The 22,467-nt window shown below is 57.3% G+C and carries 18 protein-coding genes and 2 pseudogenes; 6 read left to right on the top strand and 14 right to left on the bottom strand.

Annotated features, from left to right (window positions below):
- The first annotated feature begins 179 nt into the window (after positions 1-179).
- Positions 180-2,342: a prolyl oligopeptidase family serine peptidase gene (locus EN851_RS16620; protein ID WP_126097363.1), complete on the top strand. Its 2,163-nt coding sequence runs from the start codon at positions 180-182 to the stop codon at positions 2,340-2,342.
- 38 nt (positions 2,343-2,380) lie between these two features.
- Positions 2,381-3,079, top strand: a complete 699-nt coding sequence (locus tag EN851_RS16625; RefSeq protein WP_135929615.1) for an OmpW family protein — start codon at positions 2,381-2,383, stop codon at positions 3,077-3,079.
- 740 nt (positions 3,080-3,819) lie between these two features.
- Here the strand turns inward: EN851_RS16625 and EN851_RS16630 are convergent.
- Positions 3,820-4,038, bottom strand: a complete 219-nt coding sequence (locus EN851_RS16630) for a helix-turn-helix transcriptional regulator (protein WP_029354714.1) — start codon at positions 4,036-4,038, stop codon at positions 3,820-3,822.
- A 109-nt stretch (positions 4,039-4,147) separates the two neighbouring features.
- Between EN851_RS16630 and EN851_RS16635 the strand changes: the two genes are divergently transcribed.
- Positions 4,148-4,414: a DUF2285 domain-containing protein gene (locus EN851_RS16635; protein WP_029354712.1), complete on the top strand. Its 267-nt coding sequence runs from the start codon at positions 4,148-4,150 to the stop codon at positions 4,412-4,414.
- Between the two features lie 478 nt (positions 4,415-4,892).
- Here EN851_RS16635 and EN851_RS16640 read toward each other — a convergent pair whose 3' ends face one another.
- Positions 4,893-5,126, bottom strand: a complete 234-nt coding sequence (locus EN851_RS16640) for a helix-turn-helix transcriptional regulator (RefSeq protein WP_091597910.1) — start codon at positions 5,124-5,126, stop codon at positions 4,893-4,895.
- A 116-nt stretch (positions 5,127-5,242) separates the two neighbouring features.
- Here EN851_RS16640 and EN851_RS16645 point away from each other — a divergent pair, with 116 nt between their 5' ends.
- On the top strand, positions 5,243-5,524 hold the full coding sequence (locus tag EN851_RS16645) for a DUF2285 domain-containing protein (RefSeq protein ID WP_127239666.1): 282 nt from the start codon (positions 5,243-5,245) through the stop codon (positions 5,522-5,524).
- Positions 5,525-6,070: 546 nt separating this feature from the next.
- On the opposite strand, the gene EN851_RS16650 is transcribed toward EN851_RS16645, so the two are convergent.
- Entirely contained in the window at positions 6,071-6,808 is a 738-nt protein-coding gene (locus EN851_RS16650) for a LuxR family transcriptional regulator (protein ID WP_135929616.1), read from the bottom strand.
- Positions 6,809-7,772: 964 nt separating this feature from the next.
- Positions 7,773-8,246, bottom strand: a pseudogene (locus EN851_RS37140) (IS481 family transposase); the annotation flags it as partial.
- A gap of 722 nt (positions 8,247-8,968) precedes the next feature.
- Between EN851_RS37140 and EN851_RS16655 the strand changes: the two are divergent.
- Positions 8,969-11,413 (top strand): FAD-dependent oxidoreductase, encoded by a 2,445-nt coding sequence (locus tag EN851_RS16655; RefSeq protein WP_135929617.1) that lies wholly within the window; start codon positions 8,969-8,971, stop codon positions 11,411-11,413.
- Between the two features lie 750 nt (positions 11,414-12,163).
- Here EN851_RS16655 and EN851_RS16660 read toward each other — a convergent pair.
- The 6 genes from EN851_RS16660 to EN851_RS37145 form a co-directional block, all read right to left on the bottom strand.
- Positions 12,164-12,901 carry a class I SAM-dependent methyltransferase gene (locus EN851_RS16660; protein WP_135929574.1) on the bottom strand — a complete coding sequence of 246 codons (738 nt, stop codon included), beginning with the start codon at positions 12,899-12,901 and terminating at the stop codon, positions 12,164-12,166.
- Positions 12,902-13,023: 122 nt separating this feature from the next.
- Positions 13,024-13,566 carry an SET domain-containing protein-lysine N-methyltransferase gene (locus EN851_RS16665; protein WP_135929575.1) on the bottom strand — a complete coding sequence of 181 codons (543 nt, stop codon included), beginning with the start codon at positions 13,564-13,566 and terminating at the stop codon, positions 13,024-13,026.
- 1,152 nt (positions 13,567-14,718) lie between these two features.
- Positions 14,719-16,719: a hypothetical protein gene (locus tag EN851_RS16670; protein ID WP_135929576.1), complete on the bottom strand. Its 2,001-nt coding sequence runs from the start codon at positions 16,717-16,719 to the stop codon at positions 14,719-14,721.
- On the bottom strand, positions 16,720-17,187 hold the full coding sequence (locus tag EN851_RS16675; RefSeq protein ID WP_091597927.1) for a hypothetical protein: 468 nt from the start codon (positions 17,185-17,187) through the stop codon (positions 16,720-16,722).
- Positions 17,184-18,095, bottom strand: coding sequence for a hypothetical protein (locus EN851_RS16680; RefSeq protein ID WP_091597930.1), 912 nt, complete (start codon positions 18,093-18,095; stop codon positions 17,184-17,186). Before EN851_RS16680 ends, EN851_RS16675 begins: the two co-directional genes overlap by 4 nt.
- A 1,385-nt stretch (positions 18,096-19,480) precedes the next feature.
- Positions 19,481-19,585 carry a hypothetical protein gene (locus tag EN851_RS37145; protein ID WP_245458612.1) on the bottom strand — a complete coding sequence of 35 codons (105 nt, stop codon included), beginning with the start codon at positions 19,583-19,585 and terminating at the stop codon, positions 19,481-19,483.
- A gap of 197 nt (positions 19,586-19,782) precedes the next feature.
- Between EN851_RS37145 and EN851_RS16695 the strand changes: the two genes are divergently transcribed.
- Positions 19,783-20,064: a hypothetical protein gene (locus EN851_RS16695; protein WP_135929577.1), complete on the top strand. Its 282-nt coding sequence runs from the start codon at positions 19,783-19,785 to the stop codon at positions 20,062-20,064.
- A gap of 808 nt (positions 20,065-20,872) precedes the next feature.
- Here EN851_RS16695 and EN851_RS16705 read toward each other — a convergent pair.
- From EN851_RS16705 to EN851_RS37695, 4 genes and pseudogenes are all read right to left on the bottom strand, one after another.
- Positions 20,873-21,499: pseudogene (locus tag EN851_RS16705) on the bottom strand (acyl-homoserine-lactone synthase).
- Entirely contained in the window at positions 21,477-21,899 is a 423-nt protein-coding gene (locus EN851_RS37685) for a helix-turn-helix transcriptional regulator (protein ID WP_189521855.1), read from the bottom strand. Before EN851_RS37685 ends, EN851_RS16705 begins: the two are co-directional and overlap by 23 nt.
- On the bottom strand, positions 21,841-22,056 hold the full coding sequence (locus EN851_RS37690) for a hypothetical protein (RefSeq protein ID WP_281041087.1): 216 nt from the start codon (positions 22,054-22,056) through the stop codon (positions 21,841-21,843). The genes EN851_RS37685 and EN851_RS37690 overlap by 59 nt, the downstream gene beginning before the upstream one ends.
- Positions 22,001-22,276, bottom strand: a complete 276-nt coding sequence (locus tag EN851_RS37695; protein WP_189521868.1) for a hypothetical protein — start codon at positions 22,274-22,276, stop codon at positions 22,001-22,003. The genes EN851_RS37690 and EN851_RS37695 overlap by 56 nt, the downstream gene beginning before the upstream one ends.
- Positions 22,277-22,467: the final 191 nt, after the last annotated feature.

Consider the following 22,467-nt stretch of genomic DNA (forward strand, 5'->3'; position numbering starts at 1 on the left):
ACGATTTTCCCAGTTGGCACGTCGGTTGCGGTCCTATGCGCAAAAGCACTGCGATGCCGCACCGACTGGAAGAACTCATCAATGATCACGCTTTTCGAACATGTGGGCGCCGCTACCAACACTGAGCGTTCCCGATCAAACGGAAGCCATTCCACTTTCATTCCTCAGGTCGTTCGGACATGAACGCATTTGATGTCCGTCCAACGCTGGATGCTCCCGACGACGATCCCTATCTCTGGCTTGAAAATGTAGAGGGCGAGCGGGCACTTGCCTGGGCCGCCGGCCAGTCGGCAAAGACCCTAAAGCACTTCGGTGGAACGCAGTTCGAGCGCGACCGCGCGGCTCTGACAGCCATTTTCGACAATCGCGACAACCTTCCCCTGATCGCGCGCCATGGTCAGTACCTCCACAATTACTGGCGAGATGCCGGAAATCCACGCGGACTGTGGCGCCGGACCACCCTTGCCGCCTACATGAAGGCGGATCCCCAATGGGAGCTACTGCTCGATCTGGATGCTCTCGCGGCTAGCGACGGAGAGGATTGGATCTGGGACGGCGCGTCCATCGAGCCGGAGAGACGGGAAAGAGCCGTTCTGCGCCTGTCGCGCGGCGGCAGCGACGCGGTCGTGCATCGCGAATTCGACCTGATCTCTCTGAGCTTTGTCGCCGACGGTTTCAATCTCCCCGAGGCCAAAGGCTACGTTAGTTGGCTGGACCCTGACACGCTTCTGCTTTCCAGTGCGCTTGGTAATGGCATGGCCACCCGCTCCGGCTATGCGCGCACCGTGCGACTGTGGAAGCGTGACGCGGATCCCCTCACCACACCGGTAATCTTCGAGGCCGGGTTCGAGAGCCTCAAGGTGTCTGGTCATTCGGACCGCACCGGCCGCAGCGAGCGCCTTTGGTTCATCGAGAAGCCGGCCTTCTTCGAGGAAATCAGCTGGATCGGCGACAGGAGCGGGCCGAGGAGGCAGATCGATCTTCCTCGTGACGCGTCGTGGCGGGTCTTCGGCGACTGGCTGGCGGTAAGGCCGCGCAAGCCGTGGACGGTGGGAGGCACCACCCATCCCGCCGACGCGCTGATCGTCATCTCGCTTTGCTCTTTCCTCGCCGGCGGACGCCGATTTGAGACCCTGTTTCAACCAGGGGAAAGGCGCTCCCTGCAGTCATTCTTCTGGAATGACGGGAAGCTCATTATCTCTTACCTCATCAATCTCGTACCGCGTTTCGAGATGTTCACTCCCGGCCACCAGGAATGGACGCGCCGAGTCCTGGACACTCTGCCCGCCGAAGGGACTGTCCACGTCTGGTCATTCGATGCGGCAGTTCACGAGGCCAATGGAGAGGTCCTGGTCTGTGCTCAGGATCCGATCACGCCGCCGCAGCTCTTGCTATTCGATCTCAATGCCGCGCCGTCTCTCAGCGCTTCAGCAATCCTGAAGCGCAGCCCGGAGAATTTCGATGCATCCGGACTGGTGGTCACGCGCCACGAGGCAGTCTCTATCGATCATGAGCTGATCCCCTATACGCAGGTTGGTCCGGCGAACGGGAACGGAGATGCTCCGATTCACCTTTCCGCTTATGGCGGGTTCGGCGTATCACTCCTGCCCTACTACAACTCCCCGCTGGGCAAGCTGTGGCTCGAGCGCGGCGGCACGTGTGTCGAGGCGAACATCCGCGGCGGCGGCGAGTTCGGCACCCGCTGGCACGAAGCCGGGCGCAGGGAGGGCAAGCGTCTCGCCCATGACGATTTCGCCGCCGTTGCCGCCGACCTCGTGCGAAGGGGCATCACCCTGCCGAGGCGGATTGCCGCCGAGGGTGGCTCAAATGGCGGCCTGCTGATCGCAAACATGCTGACCCGCTATCCTGAGCATTTCGGGGCTCTGTTCTGCACAGCACCGCTTATCGACATGCGTCGCTACACCAAGCTCTTGGCGGGCGCGAGCTGGATCGACGAATATGGCGATCCGGACAAGGTTCACGATTGGGCTTTCCTGAAGGAAATCTCCGCCTATCACGCCGCAGCGCCGGGACAGCCCTATCCGCCTATCCTGATCGCCACCACGAAACGCGACGACCGCGTCCATCCGGGCCATGCGCGCAAGATGGCCGCAAAACTGCAGGCTCTTGGCTATCCCGCTTACTTCTACGAGGCCAGCGCAGGCGGGCACGGCTGCGGCGAGGACAATCGGGAGCAAGCCGCATTCATCAGTCTAGGCACCAATTTTCTCCGCAGCGCAATCGGCTTCAACGATCACCTTCCGGAGACGGCGGAACGCGTTGCAACGCAAGTGGGGCATTTGAGGTCCATCAACAATTCATTCGAGCAGGAGACGAAATAGTGCAGTGCATCCTTTCTGAACATCAAGGAGTGAATATCATGGCGAGAACGCGAATGGGCGTAGCGCGGGCAATAGCAGCGGCGGTGGCCCTGATCATCGTGGGACAGCAGGCCGTCGCCGCGGAGCCTGCGCAAGCAGAGACCGTCCTGGCGGAGACGGGAGCCTCGGTCACCGAAGCGCCAAGCCCTTGGCAGGTCCGCCTGCGGGGGTTGGGCGTCGTTACGAAAGATCTGGGCTACGTTGATACGCTTCCCGGCTCCGGTCTTTCCTATTCGAACACGGTGACGCCGGAACTCGATATCTCGTATTTCTTCACCGACAACATCGCCGCCGAACTCATACTCGGTACCACCTATGCCAACATCGCGGGCCAAGGGACGATCGGTGGGTTGGGCAGCATCGGCAAAGTTTGGCTGCTGCCGCCGACGCTCACGTTGCAGTACCATTTTACCGATTTCGGCGCGTTCAAGCCCTATGTCGGCGCCGGCGTGAACTACACGGTTTTCTATAACCAGGACACCGGCAGCGCCGACGCTCTCAAGGTGAAGAATACGTTCGGCACGGCGCTGCAGGTCGGTTTCGACTACATGGTGGACGAGCACTGGGGCGTCAACTTCGACGTGAAGAAGCTTTTCCTGAAGCCGGACTTCGACGTCACGGTGGCCGGCGCGAAGCTGACGGGGAAGGCGGAGCTCGATCCCTGGCTGATAGGCGCAGGTGTCACCTACCGCTTTTGAATATCAGAGTGAAGTCTGCTTCCCGACTGCCGGTTTAAAGTGAAGGGCGCCTCGCGCGCCCTTTTTTACGGTCGACACTGCAGGGCAAGACCTCATGAAGCTATTCTCGGGCGGGGTTCTCTTCTGGCGGACCAAGAAGGTGCACTGGCCAACCGGCCTTGCGCCTGAGATGGAGTGCTTAGAAGCGCTTTGGATCGGGACGGGCTTTGGTATTATGGGTGGAATGCTTCAGCCAGACCATTTGCCAGCATCGTCTCCCGGACGTCATGTCTGAGCTTCGTGTCAGCGCAAGGCGAACACGCGGCTCCTAGATGCCGACACGATGGCTGGTTCAGCCATGCTGCGACAGTTGCCTGTTTTTTCAGTTCCTTTGCTGTTCGCGCGCTAACCGCAACGCTCCATACCAGTCTCGCGTGCCTGTCCCCGTGGGTGGGCGGCAGAAAGCGATTAGGCCCGCTGAAAGCGGCGGACCGCATCCGAAGGACCGTAACGAAGAGAAGGACCTGAAGCGAGAGCGAAGGTTGCGGGAGGCCGCGGCGGGCCTAAAAGGGGATGCCGACCAACCCCCACGCCCCAGGAAAGGCTGACAAAAACCGCAGCGGCCGACTGTCCAATAGGGTGCGCCCGTGCCAGGCGAGCCAAATGGCAGGGGCTGCCGGGGGGCCCTAAGAAAAGCGGATTGGGTTCACGAGCACCCGGCGCGCGCCGTCAGGCCGCCAGGTACTTGGAGGGCAGGTGCATCAGGCCTGTTTGTCGGGCCGAACCAGATCCATGTGGCTGACGCCGAGGGCCAATGCCAGTTCATAGATCGTGATAATTGTCGGATTTCTTCGGCCTTTCTCCAAGCCGCTGATGTACTGCTGACTGAACCCGGAAATCTCCGCAAGCTGCTCCTGCGTCAGACGCTTCCTTTGCCTGATCCTCTGCACATTCCGTCCGACCAACTTGCGCATATCCATGCACGCAAGCCAGCGGATCAGGCGGCTTGAGTTTATCAACTATAATATGTAATCCACATTTAGCAGGCAGAGGGCTTCGCGGGTCCATTGGCCGGAGATAGAATTAGCGATGTTACAGCCCAAATCGAACACGCCGTTTGCCGACGAGGTCCCCTGGTCGGACCGCATTACAGCCTACGACAAGGACCACTTTACAACCTATATGAGGCTCCTGGACGCCTCAGCCGACAACGCCACTGAAGAGGAAATGGCCCATGTGATCCTCGGCATTGATCCGGCACGCGAACCGGAGCGCGCACGGAACGTTCTTCGCAGTCATCTCGACCGTGCAAACTGGGTGGTGACGAGCGGCTACAAGGATTTGTTCGCCAGTTGACGAAATGGGCGGTGCGGTCGCTTCGCTTCAAGCAACGAAGTCGCGTAACCACCATGCATCGACGCATCACCACAGCGCGAATGCGCTCGAAGATGATCGCGAGGACTTCCAGTCGGCGCGGATGGCCCAGCGCTTCGCTGTCTCATCGTTTTGTCCTCCGCTCGCCAATGGCTGCTTCCCAGGAAGCGGTGCGGCGGCGAGTCATGACAGGAACGGGCCCGCCGTCTGAGCCGCACCGCATCCGGAGGACCGGATGGACAACCTACTGAAAGCTCACAGCTAGCTAAGGGTTGCGGGACGCCGCGGCGGGCCTAGAAGGATGCGGCGCCACCTGCTGGGAAAGGCACAACAGAGAGAATTGCGAGAGTCTAACGACGCGCTAGGAGGTGCAGCGGAATGGTCGAGACGCCCTGAGCCAAGAAAAGCGGGGATCGACCCACCGGCACCCGGCACGCGCGGTGATGGGCGCGGGCGCCCACTACGTCCGCAGGCTCAACAGAATCTCACACGGATCAGCGTCGAGAGCCGCAGTTACGTCGAGAAACTCAATGATATCGAGACGCCGCTCTCCACCCTCATATTTCGCCACAAAAGATTGCGGACGACCAAGCATCTCAGCCACCTGCGCCTGCGTCAGCCCTTTGACCTTGCGCAGTGAGATCAACTGGGCCAGAAACCGCTGGTGGCGGGGAGATCGAAGAGATTTTGGCATTTAGGTGAACCGGTCAGGTAGAGACCGGCTCAGCGACTAATCCCCGTTTCGGATTATCCCATCTTGGGATATTCTGCCTTGAATCCAGCGATCAACATGCGAGGTTCGCGGCAGAGATGAATCGATCAACGGGAACAGATAGGAATCAAAGCTCAACACTGCTCGACGAAGTCCCTTGGTCTGACCGTCTTACCGCCTACGACAGGGCGCACTTTACCACCTATATGAGGCTCCTGGACGCCTCAGCCGATGAGGCGCCCGAAGAGGAAATGGCCCATCTGATCCTCGGCATTGATCCGGCACTTGAACCGGAGCGCGCCAGGAAGGCGCTTCGTAGTCATCTCGACCGTGCGAACTGGATGGTGACGAGCGGCTACAAGGAATTGTTCGCCAGCTGACAAATGCGCAGTGCTCGGTCATACAAGTAGGCAGTTCTGTGGCAGCCAGTGGTCAGGCTGATCGGGACCTGCACCACAGACTCGCCGGCAAAATGGACCCGGTGGCGAGCACAATTCAGTTCCCAGGAAATCGGGTTTTGGCAATTCGTCCGAGCGTCTGACGTGATAGAAGGTTCCGCTCTGTCTGGGTGGGTAATAGCCCGGAGCAGCACTCCATATCGTGCCGGCGCTCGACCCAGAAGGGTCCACCTCTTCGCTTTCAAGCCGGATAACCGAAAGCCATCGCCCTAAGTCAACGGTTGAAGATTACCGGCAGGCAGGTATGCAAGCGGGCCATCCTCGGAAACTATAAAACCGCACGACTAGCTCGTCAGCGACGAAACACCCGCTCGAGCACCGATAGACTAAGATCACCGGCGCGGACTGGAAGAATACGGCTGCATCGCCCTGACCGAGCCGGCGGAACAGAAGATCTCGGCATCCAGTCAACGCTCGATACAAAGCGCGCGATCGAATGGACCGAGCACAACCGGATCAAAAAGCTTCTCAGACAATTGAGGACCCTTCGGACCCCAAAAGGGCTATAGCCTGATTTTGGGTTCGCACGCCTAGCTTCTTCTTGGCATTGTCCAAATGAAAAGCGATCGTGCGTGGCTTGATGCCCAAGATGCGGCCGGTCACCCAGGCTGAATTACCCCGCGCTGCCCACCGCAGGCACTCATATTCGCGGGATGTCAGCGAAATCCCATCCACTGTTCGATCGCTCGGCAGTTTGCGGCGAACGCAACGATGAAAGCAGGCCGCCATCAGCTGAAGAGCTTGTTCGTACCGCTCAGCGACCCGAAGAAATACTGGACGAGGCTCATCGGCGGCAAAAGTAACCGCAGCGATGCGGCCGCGGAGATCGACAATTGGGATCGTCAAACCGCAGCAGATGCTGAATTGAGCCGCCTCATCGAATAGCTGCTGTTGAGCCGGCGACATTTTATCGCCTCCCAAATTCGATCCCCAGTGAAACGGGCAGCCGCCATTTCGAGCACGCAACATCACAGGATCGAGTTTCTCATACTGATTTTCCAGATACTGTCTGGTCCAGCGGGGTGGATAGTTCGAAATTAGCCTCGGTTTGCCGGAAGGCCGTGCTGGCAAGGAGAGGTAGGCAAAGGAGATTAGGTCAAATCGTCCGGCCGCCTCAGCCATGGCATCCCGGAAATCTGCCTCATCGATACTCTGTGACAGTCTTTCAAGGAATGTCTCGAAAACAAGTGGCAGGTCCCTCGTCATCGTCGCGCTCGATTCTTCCTCTTTCTTCACGCCTTCCGGCTGCGTCGTGTATGTCCCGACAAACGCGATTGACTTCGCGGGCGTCGCTGGGCTGACCAGGCTCCAGAATGCTGCCACACTTTCGATCTTCGCCGGTCATCCCAATCATGCTGGGCTCGCCCGATGGGCGTCTGGCAGACGCCTCTTGATCTTTCAACAGCTCAATCAGAGAATCTCCATGCATTAAATCATGACCGCCCCTGCACCGTCCGAATCAGGAGAAATCATCCTGCGCTGACCAAAAGCCATCATTGACCCAGCTTTTGCAGGAATTTGGGTCGGCATTAGCATAACAATTCGGATAGCCGTTCATCCCCCACCCGGGGCGCCGTCATCCGGAAAGAAGTGTTGCGATGCTTTCTTTTCATTGACAGGCAAATCGTCTCAACAATGTTAAAATGCCTTTTCCTTGTGAACGGGGATGGCGTAAGAGTATCGTCCTTTTATATGCCTGGTGTGATAAAAATTCACCGCAATGATTATTCTGCTCTTTGTGATCTGAAGGAAGATATCTTCGGCGTTGCCGCACTTTGGAACCGGCGACCGTGGCCCGCTGCAATGATGTAAAGGGCGCGTCTAAGCTCAATCTGCATCGGAACGTGCAGATGACCTTTACCAGACCCTCGATTCCGGACGGGCCATAGTGATTCTGATTACGTGGGTCAAAAAGGGCGCCCTGCCGGCGGGGAGGTACACCCGCAGGGCGCGCCGCACAGAGGTCCTGGTCGTTGGGCAACAGGACAGCGGCGGCAGAACTGATTCGGTTACAGCTTGCGATCGAAATCCGGAACATGGTGGGCGGGTTGGGTGGAATTTGTTGGTTGAGCCAAGGAGGTCGCTCGTTTATATCAGCTTCACTGGACCGATTTGCGCGATTCATCGTCCATTCGCGCAGGGAATCGGCGTTTTACCCACCCCCAATGCGTAGACCCAGACGTTTGCAGGCTGCCCGCAAAGCCTTTGACCGGTGGCAGGAGCCACTGTCGGTTATCACGGGCTCGACCCGGATGCCCAGCTTGGCATAATAGGCGACGGCGGCCCCCAGGAGGCAGCGGCGCTCGCCCTGCGCTCATCCGGCATGACCTGCACGAAGGTGACGCGAGAGGCGCCGTCAATGCAGACGTGGACGAACTCCCAGCCAATGCCGAGATGCCGGTTGACCGTGCCTGTCCGCCGTCCAGTGATGCGATGCCCCACCTAGACTAGCCGATGCGGCCAAGTTTCTTGAGGTGGGGATGAATGAGTTTGCCCGATGCTCCCGTTCATAGCGGCGAACGGGTTCGGGTTCCAAGGCGCTCAGCTCCTTGAGGCCCAACCGGTGTAGAACGCGGCTGACAATTGCCGGCGAGACACCCGCCTCGGCAGCGATCTGCTTCCCCGTCCAGCGCTGGGGACGCAGCCGCTCGATCGTCTGCACACGGATCTGTGACGATGTCGGACATGAGACACAAATCCCGTCAGACCGACTCATTGTTCTGAAATGATTTTCTCATTTGGCACGACACGTGCTGTCCCAATCTACCAAGCACTGCCGCGCCGCACGGGACAATCCCATGATCACGCTCGCCGTACATACGTTCGCCCCCGCGACACCGGGCGTTCCCGAGCCGACGCGAGAAGGTGCGTTTGCTTTCCAATCGGCATCGAGTAACGCCGGCACGTCGAACGTCCCGAGCTTGGCTACGGCTAGACGATACCGGAAAGTTCGTGACCACAAACGCAACTTCTAGAGCAATCCCTTCTACTCATTCGCCGAAGAGAGCCGCACTTGGATCGGAAAGAATTTAGTTGCGATGGCGCTCGCTCGACCAAGCGCGCGCCATCGGATCAGGACAGGTGCTTTCCGCCGTTACATGCCCGACCAAGACTATTCTGGTCCTGGCGCCATACGGCCGCGGTCCGTCGCCCGCCAGCCCGCCATGCGGCTCTGGCCGGGCACTCTTCGCGAAGGCGACAAGGGATAGAGACCTGCGGTGGCCTCGTGGTCTCGCCAGGCTCACCATTCATCCCGAACAACTGGACGGCGCGCTCCCCTGGCTCTGGCGAGGGTGCCGAAAAGAAACTGAACAGGAGCTTACAATGATAGTCGCACCAGAAATTTGCCGGGTTGAGGTATCGGAAATGAAGCCACTGCCTTCCAAAGCACGAGCCGTCATAATCGGAGGGGGCGTGTCGGGGTGCTCCGTCGCATATCACTTAGTGAAGCTAGGATGGACGGACGTGATCCTGCTCGAGCGTAAGCAACTTACGTGCGGCACGACCTGGCACGCCGCCGGATTACTCAGCGAGCTTCGCGGGTCTAGCGACATGACGAAATTGACCAAGTACTCAATGCAACTCTACTCGAGCCTGGAGGAAGAGACAGGGATTGCAACCGGACTTCGCCGCGTCGGCTCATTGTCTATCGCAGTTACCCAAGAGCGCAAGCACGAGCTCTACAGGCAACTCTCTCTCGCACCCGCCTACGGCGTGGAGGCGCGAAAGATCTCTGTGCGAGAACTCGAGGGAATGTACCCTCATATCGATGTGTCTGATGTCACTGCTGCGCTTCATTTCCCTAATGATGGACAATGTGATCCAGGCAACGTCGCGATGGCGCTGGCCAAAGGCGCACGCCAGCGTGGCGCCGCAATCTTTGAGGGAGTGAAGGTAGCCGGTGTTCAGGCGAGGAACGGACGGGTGTCGGGCGTGACATGGGAGAAGGATGGTGAGCGAGGGGTAATTGAAACAGATAACGTAGTAAACTGCGCGGGGATGTGGGCACGGGAATTCGGCGCCAGAAGTGACGTCGCGGTTCCATTGCATGCGTGCGAACATTTCTACATGATTACAGAGCCAATAGATGGGCTAAATCGACTGCCGGTCCTACGAGTTCTCGACGAATATACGTACTACAAGGAGGATGCAGGGAAAATTCTCTTTGGGGCAGTCGAACCGAAGGCGAAGCCGTGGGGGATGAACGGCATCCCGGAAAGCTTCTGCTTCGATCAGTTGCCCGAGGACTTTGCGCATTTCGAACCCATTGTGGAGAAGGCTCTCAAGCGAGTTCCGATGCTGGCAACAGCCGGTATTCGTACGTTCTTCAACGGCCCGGAAAGTTTCACTCCGGACGACCAATACCACCTCGGTGAAGCTCCCGATGTGAAGGGCTATTGGGTCGCATGTGGTTACAACAGTACAGGAATAGCTGCGTCAGGGGGTGCGGGCTTGGCGCTGGCGCAGTGGATGAATGACGATGAGCCGCCTTTCGACTTATCGGGCGTGGACATCCGTCGGATGGCGTCCTTACAGAAAAACAGTTCGTACTTGAGAGAGCGAGTTTCGGAGATAGTGGGACTCTCGTTTGGCGACCATTTCCCCGCTCGTCAGATGACAACAGCGCGCGGCATTCGACGCTCGCCAATTCATGAACATCTCAAGGCACGCGGGGCGGTGTTCGGTGAGATGGTGGGCTGGGAGCGAGCCAACTGGTTTGCCAAGGACGGCCAGGAGCGTGAATACCGATACTCCTGGTATCGCCAAAACTGGTTCGATAATCAGCGCGAAGAGCACCTGGCGATACGCGAACGCGTTGGTATCTTCGACTTAACCTCATTCGGAAAAATCCGAGTGGAGGGCCGAGACGCTACCACGTTCCTCCAGCGACTTTGCTCCAATGATGTCGACGTGCCGGTTGGCCGGATCGTCTATACGCAAATGCTGAACGAGCGAGGCGGGATCGAGAGCGATCTGACCGTGAGTCGTCTCACGGAGACTGCTTTCCTGCTGGTCGTGTCAGCCCTTACGTTACAAACCAATCTCTGTTGGCTTAGGCGGCATCTAGGCGACGAGTTCGTCGTTATCGTCGATGTGTCGGCGTCGGAAAGCATCCTGGCAGTGATGGGACCGAAATCGCGCGAACTGCTCGGCAAAGTGAGTCCGAATGACTTCTCCAACGAGAACAACCCTTACAGCACCTGGCAGGAGATTGAGATCGGGATGGGTCTGGCGCGGGCTCATAGAGTGGCCTCTGTCGGCGAGCTGGGCTGGGAGATCTACATTTCGACTGACCAAGCCGCGCATGTGTTCGAAGTAATAGAGGCGGCGGGTGCCGATGTCGGACTCAAGCTGTGTGGGCTCCATGCCCTCGGCTCGTGCCGCATGGAGAAGGCATGTCGGCACCTCCCCGATGATGTTGGCAGCGGGGATCACGTGCTCGAAGCGGGGCTGGGCTTCGCTGTCAAGACGGCAAAGCCTGGATATATTGGCCGCGATGCGGTGCTGAGAAAACTTGAGACGGGACTCGACCGTCGGTTGGTTCAGTTCCGACTTAAAGACCCTGCCCCTCTACTTCATAAGAACGAAGTCGCTTTCCGAGACGGTCGGATCGCCGGAACGATTACTTCCGGAGACTACGGGCACACGCTCGGTGGAGCTCTCGGCCTTGGCTATATACCGTGCAAGGACGAAAGCGAGGCAGCTCTGCTCTCCTCTTCTTACGAGATTGAGATCGCCGGCGAGTGCTATGCCGCGGAAGTCTCCCTCGAACCGATGTATGACCCGAAGGGCGAGCGGATGCGGGCTTGATATACCAATTGGAGCCGTTCGGCATGCATAAACGTATCCTAAGTATCGAAGCTCGCAGGCCGCGCCTAATAAACGGCCTTCTGGACCTCGAAGGCGCGGTTCACGAGCCAATTGGTGCGGATGCCACGTGTTCGACTGGATTCAGCTCGAGCGCGAACGCAGGGGATGGGCGTAATCTCCGGGCGAATCGAAATGCTGGCCTCCCCGTTCAATGCGATCAAGAAGCACTGTTATCATGTCACTCTTCTACTCGCCGAACGGACGCCAAGTTGCCAAGAGGTATCGTTTACCGAGAGCGCGGTCGTCTCGGGACGACATGAGGCCGCCAGATAAGGGCTTTGCGAGGGATGAGCTTTGAGCAGCAATCGCGGACCCTGTGACAGAAAGGAGGCAACTGAGACAGCAGAATGAATTAGCCCGCGTGCCGTGGCAGTTTTGTCGACCAGCCAGTGGTCACGTGGTGCCCAGCATGGGTAGGCGTCATGTCGGTCTTGGCCAGGTCTCTTCGATGATGCCCAGGCCGGGCGGATCGATCAAACCGTTATAGGTGTAGCCGCTGGGCATGGCGGGGACTTAGACCAGGGCGGTCTTTACCGCGCGGCCAGCGCCATTTTTGAACTGAGTCGGCGCAAGTACCGGCCCAAGGTTGAGGTATGGCCCCAGGCAGCGTCCGGCCAAGGGCGGCCCAAAGATTGGCATCGGCTGACCGCCGAGGCTCTCACTGACGAACCTTCAGAGGCAGGTCACCAACTACAAGCTGGTTCGCCGGTAAACTGAGATGTGACCTTTGGATTCATTGGTGAACGCGCCCCTCGCCCAATCTCCCCAACGCTCCGCCAGCTCCAGCCCAACGCATTCGGCCATTGTATCGAGCTCCTGGTGATAAACGTACCGAACGCGTTGTGGTAAACGTCTGACGGATGTACCAGAAAACCAGAGGATGGTTGAAGTCAAGTTCTGGTTTACTGGGTCATGGAGTACCGCATTGACAAAGGTATTCTCATGATCAACGTACATCGTAGTAGTTTTTTGGCCGCCGACAAAACCGTCCAAGGGTGGAACACGAACTTCTATTACCACAACCCCCTTCTCTGTTAGCGCCTCCGCAGCCGATCGAAGGCAGGCTATTTGCTCTTCGCGCGTGGAGAGCAGGGTGAATGTGCCATAAACACAATAGACCAGATCGTAGCGTTGTTCTGAGCTGAAATCGGAAATGTCCCCCTTCCAGGCTTTGATCACATCAGTACGTTTGGCGAGAAGTTTTAACATGCTGTCTGAATTGTCGATGCCTTCGACCCTGACTCCCCGCTCGCTCAACGGCACCGCTACGCGCCCATTGCCAATACCGAGCTCAAGAGCCCCTCCTCCTCTGGAAAGTTGCTCGAGGAGGGCAGCAGTTTCGTCTGCCTCCGCAACTTTCCCTAATAAGCTGGTAAATTTTTCATATGTGTAAGCCCTACTCTCGTCATAGGCAAAACTGTCGGACATTCCTATTCTCCACATTGCGGAAGTCAGTTAAGGCCATAGTGTAACTGACCAATTTTTCTACATAGCGCAAAGTTAACAGGTTTTTTATCAAGATATGGCATCTCCGTTCGACCTGCCGCGCATCATTCAACGAACTTGATAGTCTTCGGATAATCGGGTATGTTCGTGTATGTTTGTGTTATTTCCTCGTCCGGCTTTATGTCCCTAATTGCTACAAGGCTGGCCCATGCGCCGGATTCTTGATCAGTCCAAACTGTTTCTGAATTAGGGTTCACAGAGTGATTAACTAGCGATGCGAGTCCAAACACAACATAGCGCGCCAAAGGACCAAGATTTTTGTCACCACGTACGAAGTAATATTGAAGTATTCCTGTGAGATCTATGACATTTGCTTGTCGATCGTCAAATTCCCACGTTGGAGCTCGCTCAATTAAATCTCCAATCTTAAAATTAATATTGGCGAATAAACCACGCCCTTTTCCGGGAACTGTCTTCACATAGAGAGCGTTACTGCGATCAAAAACCCTATCGACCATCGTGTGTACCTTCTTAATCCTGAGTTTGGAGCTGATGGGCAGTCGTTGAGCTTCCGGACGCGATTCACCAGCAATTACTTCAACGAAAGTCGGCGGCGTGTTGACCGAGCGCTCAGCTACGAGGCCCACTGTTCTCGCCGCAAACCTCCTCCTCACGGAGGTGCCATTGAGGCCTCGACCAAATCCAAGTATACTTTCTCCACTTCGCGTCCTCTGATAACCGGCATCCCGACTAAGGAGCGCATCGTGGGATCGGTAAAGCGCTTCTAGGGGACGAGGTTCAATGGCTCATTCCACAACTTGTTCTCCGTGAGAGAACATAGCTAGTTCTCAACCTCGTCATACCTACCAATATGCGTGGGTTCGTAGTTGACTTACGTTTCGCTCCAACCAACCCGGTTCACGCATTCCAAGGCCGGGACCACGTACTCGAATGGGAACCGATCGGCGAGCGCATCAAAGACGCCTTGCGAAATGAGAACGATCTTGGGTTCGAACGGCAGGTATTCTATGGATCCGGCCCGAACGGCGATAGGATCGGCCCGATCGAACCAGGCGAGTTCCTTGGGACTTACAGCTTCCGATCTCACGATGCAGCATCTACAACGAGGTTCATCACCGGCCAACAGCGAACTACATCTCGATCTATTCACACCCCTGTTGAGTCGTCGGCGGAATGTCGGGGATCTGAGGTTCGACTCCAAAGCCTCGTTTCGCGATGATATCTTTCACGCCTGGGTCGAGCGCAACGATCCGGCCTACCTCGGGGATGGCCGTATCATTCTTTCGGCGAAGTCAGAATGTGGATAGGTCTTCGGTCAGTCCGCTCGCCACCGGTCAGCGCGTTATTTCGGTGACTAACCTCGACGAGGTGGGCCGCCGGGCTCACATCACCTCAAGTCAGCGACCCGCACGCGCCGCAAGGCCCCAAACGTCGCCTGCACCGAAGTGCTTGCCGCCAATGACCTAGGTGGTGATGCCGAGCCCTTGGATGAACGACACGGGTTAGGCGAGCCCTTGCATCTCGGGGGCGGTAGGCTTTTGCTCACAAGCCGAGCCGAACCCTACTGCGGCACAGATACGCGGTATCGTCGAGAATATGGCAGCCGCTCCCGGGCTCCCCCATGAACGGCTGAACGACTGCGGTTTCGGAGTGATGTAGCCCGCAGCCCCTCGCCGATGAAGCGTTGCGCCAGCAATCGTCGTGATGCGGATACTGCGCAGAATAATACTTGGCGCACTGTGGGCCGTTAGCAAAAGGCACGAGGAGGCGATGAAGCTCTATCGCAGAATATACTCTGAACCGAAATCGATGACGTGCATGTGAAGGCCTTGTGCCCTCGCCCGAACCGCGTGATCCTTGTCAGTCGCGGCAACGATAACCTGCCCCCCCTTCCTGCAAACGTCTGCGACGATATCGAAGAACTTGAGGTAATCTTGTCGGTCGATGTTCTGCTGGGCAGGCTCGTCGAAAACAGTCAGATTCGGATGGTTGCTTTTCTGGGAGTTATCACGGCTGGCGTGAAGGGCGAGCACGAAGGCCGTTATGATGCGGATCCAGTCACTAGCCGAGGTCCCGAAATCGGCCCGAACCCGCCGGTCACGATCGTTTACGATGACTCTCGGCATGAAAGAGCCCTCATCGATCACCATGGAGCCGATCTCGAAAGAATTGAAACCTAGGCGCCCGAGATAATCTCTGAACGTTCTTTGGAATTGCCGTAGAAGGCTTTGGTCGTCAGCGCTCAGGTCACTCCTCAGTTTCGAAAGCTTTCCAGCAACGTCAAGATACTCGTTCCAAATGTTCAGAAGAGCGGCAAGCTCGCTGCTAGTCTGGTCGAGCAGATCGCGATAGCTCCCTATCGCGTTCTCTATTCGCGCGATGTCGCGGGCACGCGCCATTAGTTCCGATGGAATTGTACCAGCCAGGCTTTTTTGGATTTCCGACTGCTGGGTCAGAGCAATACTGATTTCGTTTCCAAGCTGCTCTGATTCGACTTGGTGACGCTCACGCCTGGCGATCTCGACGCTAATGATGTCCTGCAAGAGGTTTCGTTGGTCGGTAATGTATTCGACATTTTCATCGATTGACATGGTCGGAAAGCTGCGCATCTGCGACAGTAGCGTGCCATCGATCGACTGCTCGCAAACCGGGCACGCACTTGTGATCGCCCATTCGTCCCGATTGAACAACCGGCGGATTTTCAGCTCCTCCTTGTTCTTTTGCAGGTCCCGTGCGAGCACCTCCAGACGCTGCTGATAACGACGAACGTTGCCGCGAATGGCCGCTATCGCGTTGTCGAGCTCGCTCTTCCTGGTGACCAACGCTGTGATCCTTTTTGAGATCTCGTCTATCCGACTTTGCAGGCTAGGATCTGGAGGCGTAAGATCGGCTAGTGCGATTTTGCTGGCGAGATCTGCCTCAGCGGCTGACAGCAAATCTGCCAGGGATTGCTGTTTTTCTCCCTCCGTCACTCTGAATATCTGCGGGCTGAATGAACCTACGCCGATGTCCGAGGGAATACCCTTAATTGAAAACTGTCTGCCGTTTACGTGACGTCTAAGAATGGCGATTCCGGTGTCGTAGCGCGCCTTCAGCCGTTGCTCGTCCAGCCTAAGGGCATTCCGTTGCAGATTGTTCCTGATGTAGTCGAGTCCCAGAAGTTCGGCGATGGTGGATTTCTTGGGATCACGGACCCGATAATAAGGCATGTTCGCCATGATATCCGCCCATCCGCGCTTTTGTTCGATGAAAATCGCGGAGAATATGTATTCCAGGTAAAGCCGCATCACGCCGTCGTCTTGAGAGATAACTTGAACCTCCGGGAAGCCGATGAACTCGGAGAGCAAACGGTGGAAACCTCTAGTGTCCGTGTAAGATCCTGACCCCAAATAATATTCCTCCAATCCGGCCTCGCTCCATTGGCTGAGCGGCCCGCGCCGAACTAGCATCCCGCGTGACAATTCCGGTTTGACGGATCGACGGATGGTCAAGAGTTCATTAGAAGCGTTGGCAATCTCGAGGAGAATTGCCGCTTCGACAATCCTTTGATCCCCTTGTGCGCCCCTCAATGTGTCCTTTACCAGAGCGGCAACATTGCCTTTCACGAGATCGTCTAATCCTAGCCCGACCGCGAGAGCGTTGACGAGCGTGCTTTTGCCTTGTGTGTTGCTGTCCGTCAGGATGAGGTTTGCGCCGGGACGAAGTTCGACCTCGCATGAGGCGAGCTTACCGTTGAAAAGCTTCGCCTCGAGGCGTACTCGACTATATCTGAGATGCATTTAGATGCCCTCCCTCATGACGGTCTGAACTTCGTTCTCAGAGATCCTGCCTACTTCCCTGGCCAGTGCAAATACGTCCAGCGCCAGTTGTTGGCTCCTGAGGCTTTTCACAAAGTCCGTTCCCTTATCGGTCAGTTCCACCCTAAAGCCACGCTGAACGTCCTTCTGATCGAGGAGACCCGCTCCCATGGCATAGTTCACACATCGGTTCAGGTAGGGGTCGGCAGACGGCGCAAGGATCCTTGGCGAAAATCTGACCGATCTGAACTCCATGTACGGACCTCGGAAATCCTCGTTTATGAATAGCGAATTGATAAAATGAAGCTGCTTGAACGATGCGGAGCCGGCGCGGCAGCATTCCGACACGGAGATGCAGACCATGGCTAGCCGCCGATAGAGCCTTAGGTCGGCGGGCACATCGACGGGTCGCTGGGTGAACTCGATTTCGATCTTTTCGGCAGGGTTCACTGCAGCGACCTTTTCCTCTTAAACCTCAAAGGGCAGCGAACCAGCCAGTCTGCAATCGTAAACTTCCTGATCCTGCTCAGCGTCTTGGTGCCGAGACGGCTGCCTACGACAGCGTTGAGACGGGCCTCGAGCGTCGTTTTAACGTGGGAGAATGAGTTCCAGGAGCCGACCGCGATGCTGCCCTGCTCGGCATCATTTTCGATGTCTGAACGAATTTCCTCAATTTGGCTGAAGAAGTCAGGTTCTCGGCGTTGGATTTCGCTGAGCTGAATCGAATTTTCCAGAAAGTTTTTCAATTCGAAATAGGCAAGTTGCTCAGCCTCCTCATCATTGTCCGTAATGACACGGAACTTTTCATAGACGAGCTTAAAATTTTCATTTTGTCGCAAAACGACGAGCGCGGGGACGGGCTGATCCTCAACCGTGACTTCTATCCTGTCGTCGCGCCGTTTTTGATACTCCAGCCATTCCGTCTCAAGAAACGATGGTGTCTGAATGGATACTTGAAAGTCCGGATCTATGATGGAAAGGCCCCACGATTTGACCTCTGTCTCTTTTTGCTTTGCGTATCGATGCAGGTCGTTGTGGGGAATTTCCTTGTTAAGGAGCAGGGCCCAGTTCCGAAGCTTCTTACTACCAATGATCGCGGCTATTTCGCTTTCGTTCAGTTGCAGCTTCTTGAGGTCAGTTCCGATCTTTTTGCGAACGCCGGATACTGGATCCTTGTTTTCAGGCTCCTGCCCGTACGCCTGGTATGCCGTACCGGCTCGTAGATTGAGCCCGTCCAATCCTAGATCGCCACCCTTGTCGCCGATGGGCTGATAATCCGTCCCGTATTTCGTGCCGAGGAGAACGTTGCAAATGCCTTCCCAAGCATCCCCATTATAATCCAGATACCAAAGACTCAATTTACCGCCCCGAATTCAGCACTGTTCCCGCGACGGTAGAAGGCACGTCGTCCTCTAAACAGCAAAGACATAACACAACGTCAGGCTGCAAACGTCGGACTTGCGTCGCGGAGTACCAGAAGATTCGTAAATCCGCCAAGACGGCCTCTGCAAATAACGGAATACGGTCTGCTCATTCCTGCGGACGGCTAAGACTAGCTCTCTTCACGTCCGCGTCGTATCGCGCCGGCGTAAGTCTTCGTGACGGATCAGGACGTATGTGTCAGGTGCGGCTCAACGCTTACAGACAATCCGCCCGCGATGCAGCACCACGACCGTCGATGTGAACAGCGCCTCTCCGAAGCGGGAGGTGCCGCTGTTCATGTCAATTAATGTGAGCGCATCATGTCGGCAGCCTTGTCTCTGCGCTCAAACGTGGTCGGCCGGTCCGGCGAAACCCTCATCCCGGCCGGAGTTCGCGCGGATCGGAAGCGAGGCCCTTGAGGTACTGCCGTCCGTGAGTTCGAGTGTGCTCGATCGACCGCATCACCTCGAAGTGCCTGAACGTTGTCGAGAGGTGCAGGCAATTCAGGTTCTATCATAAGCTCGCTCAAAATTTCAGTCTTGCATGCTGCTACCGCATTTGCGGCGTAGGCGTTCAAGCCCTTTTACAAAATTGGGACGCCTATCTGCGGGGTGTTCGTGAGGATTGATGGCCGCGCAGCCTACGTCAAATTCAGTTTGCATATGCTAACGATCTAGACGCAAGATGGGCGTTCAGACAGAGCCTGCGGTTGGCCGCCAAGCGACATTCTTCGCATGGGCTTGCCCCCCACGGGAACGGTGCCGCGCTCGAGTTCGGCAATGATGCGGTTTGTGATCTCCTGAGATGCTGGCGGCTGAGGCCCGCCCTTGCCCGCGCCAGCCTCTCGGCTGCCGGAACGCTTGTTATTTGCACGCATTGTCTAGTCCTCCGCACGCCAATCACGCCCTCCCCCCGGAATCAGGCCAGAGGCGGGGTGGGCGGCGAAAGCGACCGGGAAGGCCCGCCGTAGAAGGCGGACCGCATCCGAGGGCCGGGACGAAGAGGGACCCGGAGCGCCCACGCGGTCGCGCTGTTACAAGAGGCGGCGGATGCGGTCGCGCATGTGATCGCGAGGATCATTCCACTCGGACTGGGCCATTCGCCGAAGGGCGCGCGGCGACTGCGGATGCTCCAGCACGAAGTAAGGTCCGTCGGGCGCCCCGTGTTTCAGTAAGGCTGCCCCACGTCAGGGACGAGCGGGATGGCCGAGACCGCCTGAGCCTGCCGAAGAAAAGGGCTCGGTTCATGACCACTCGGCGCGTCTTAAGGCGCGCAGGCGCCTACTATGACGAGGCTGGACAGAATATCGCACGGGTCAGCGTCAAACACCGCAGTTACATGGAGAAAACTCAATGACATCGAGACGGCGCTCTCCGCCCTCGTACTTGGCCACGAAGGATTGCGTACGGCCAAGCTTTTCGGCCACCTGCTCCTGGGTCAGGTTTTGCCTTGCGCAGCGATTAGCTGGGCCAGAAACCGCTGGTGGCGGGGGACCGAAGAGATCTGGGCATTAGGGGAACCGGTCAAGGAAAGACCGGCTCAGCGACTAATCTCGTTTCGAATTATCCCATTTTGGCATATATTGCTTGGGTTAGCGCTTAACTGGCGAGGTTCGCAGCAGCCATGAATCGATCAACGGGAACAGATGAGACCCGAAGCTCAACTCTGTGCGACGAAGTCCCCTGGTCAGATAGCATCACGAGCTACGACAGGCAACATCGCACCATTTACCTGTGCATCCGCGACGCCTGCGCCGACAATCTCAGCGTCGAAGAAATGGCCAATCTCGTTCTCGGCATCGACCCGATCCTTGAACCAGTCCGCGCCCGCAAGGCAGTCCGCAGCCATATCGACCGCGCTAATTGGATGGTGACAACCGGTTGCAGGCAACTGTTCGAAGGCTGAACTGCAAAGCGAGTCGCGACGCCATTTTAGACGAGGAAGTCTCGGTCCCGCCATTCATCAGCGCGCGGCCACGAACGCCAGCGCTGCGGATTTCCATCGCGCTAATGATCGCCAGGATCCTTCCATTGGCCCGGACGCGCCCTTCGCCGATCAGCGCTTCAGCAATGTCGCGGTGGGATGCTCGAGCGTCGAGCGAAGAAATAAGACTCTTTCAGGCGGAACCAAGCGGCCGGACATTTCTCCATCGAGACAAAGGGTATTGAGGCATTCGAGCGCCCACAAGCGAATGCGCGGGCCAGCTCAGCACGCAGGCAAGCGGGCCGCAGGATATCCGCTCCGGAAACTGCGAGCTGGAGGGTATGCTCCGCCTTGCGAAGATGGACGTGCTGATGCTCATAGGATCCCAGTAGAACTGTTGCTCGGCATGACCATGCCGTCAGGTCGAACGGCGACGCGGTTGGCGATACAGAGGGCTGTTTCGCGACGACCGGCTATACATTTGCGCACCGGCGCGGACACCAGAACACGACCGCAGTGCGTGCGTAAGACTGGGCGAAACAAAACACCGCAGCGCGAAAGATCGCCGGCCGAAGCGATCACGTCAATAAGGGCTCCGCGAGACAGTGTATTGGCCTGCTAGAGGGCAGCGGCCAGATCACGCCGGAATGCCGGATTGCGACGCAAGAACTCCCAGGCCCAGCCATTCGACGTCAATTGAGCAGTGCAGCCATAGGAGCAGCGATCCTGCCACTCCTGATCGGCATCTGGCGCGACAGATATGGGCATGACTGTGCTCCCCGCCGCGTGATCATGCTACCCGGCGAAGCACCGGCGCCCACAGCACCGGACCGCCAATGCCACCGTTTGCCGCACCGCCTGGAGCATCTTATCCGACACTTCTAAACCGGCTAGCGCGCGGGTGACGCCAATGGTGTGCGGCTCTCCAATCCGCTCAAGCGGCCAGCCGGCGCGACGAAGGATGCGCTCCATGCGCAAGTCGGTGACCGTTACAATATGACTGAGCTGGCGCGAGAGACCTAACGATCATGCCGGCGAAGAGTTCGTAGGTGGCGATTGCAATGCCACCCGCTCCCTTCGGTGCCGACGAACCAATATCGAGCGCGAAGCGGCTGCTTTCCCATACGTTCGGATGCTCAGGCGCCGTCTTTCCTTCCAACAGTATGGGAAAGGTGTCGCGAAGCATCGTCGCGCCCGTCGTGGGCAAAAGGCGCACGCAACCGTCCAGCCGACCCTCGAAACCCCGCAGCAACAGGTAGTGCGGTCTGAACGCGTCAAATGAATCGATCTCATAGCCGCCATTTCCTTTCACCTGCCAGTCGAGCCTCACTTTGAACACCCGGTAACGCAGGCGATGCATGGAATGCAGGTCGTCGGCAAAGTCCTCGTAGCTGTCAGGTGCAATCAGTTGGATCATCAAGGCCTCCTCGTTGGGGAAACTTTCCCCGGCAGTGGAGGCGAAGCTCGACGCTTGCGCAGCCTGTCCAGTTGCACAGGGTGAGAATGTCAGTGAGGCGAGGATTTCGAATTGGTGAGACGCGCAACCAATTGGCTTCTGCGTTATCGAGATGAAACGCGGCCGTGCGGCGCGTGATCCCAAGAATGCAGCCGATCTCCCAGGCCGTCTTGCCACATGCTGCCCATTGCGCGCACTCGTATTCGCGTGCCGTCAAACGCACACCGTCAACGATCCGGTCAGCCGACAGTTTTCGTCGAACGAACATGTGAAAACGGGTCGCAACGTAAGGGAGATCGTCTTCATAGCGTTCCGCGGCGCGGATAAATGCAGCATCGCGCTTGTCCGCGGCAAAGGTCATTGCAGCAAAATTGCCTCGGAGATCGATGATGGGGATCGTCAAACCAGCAGATGCCGAATTGCGCCGCTTCGTCAAAGACCCTCTGCTCAGCTACCGATGGCTCAACATCCAGTGCAGGGTCCCATCGAAACGAGCATCCGCCGAAGCGGGCACGCACGACGAAGGGATCGATGCTCTGGTACAAGATAGCGCGCAGTCCAGGGCGCCGGATAGTTGGAGATCAGCGTGGGCTTGCCACCTGGCCGCGGCGGCAGCGAGAGATAGGCGAAAGCGAGCAGGTCGAGTTGTGAGCTCACATAGGCCAAGGCGTTGTGGAAATCGACCTCATCGACGCCTTCCGAAAGCTGTTCCAAAAATCTTTCGAAGACAGATTGCATGTCTGCCCTTGTCAGAACGTTCCTTGGGTCTTCGGCAACTTGCTTGCAGGCGGCAGCAAGTCCAGGTGCTCGGCATCACAAGCGTCTCTTTGGATGATATTGTTCTATTCAAAATAAATTCACTGGCGCGATGGTGGACCTGCTACGTCTCGGAAATACTCCCTGCCGGCGGGGAGGTACACCGGCAGGGC

The sequence above is a fragment of the Mesorhizobium sp. M8A.F.Ca.ET.208.01.1.1 genome, assembly GCF_004791315.1.
Classification (GTDB): domain Bacteria; phylum Pseudomonadota; class Alphaproteobacteria; order Rhizobiales; family Rhizobiaceae; genus Mesorhizobium.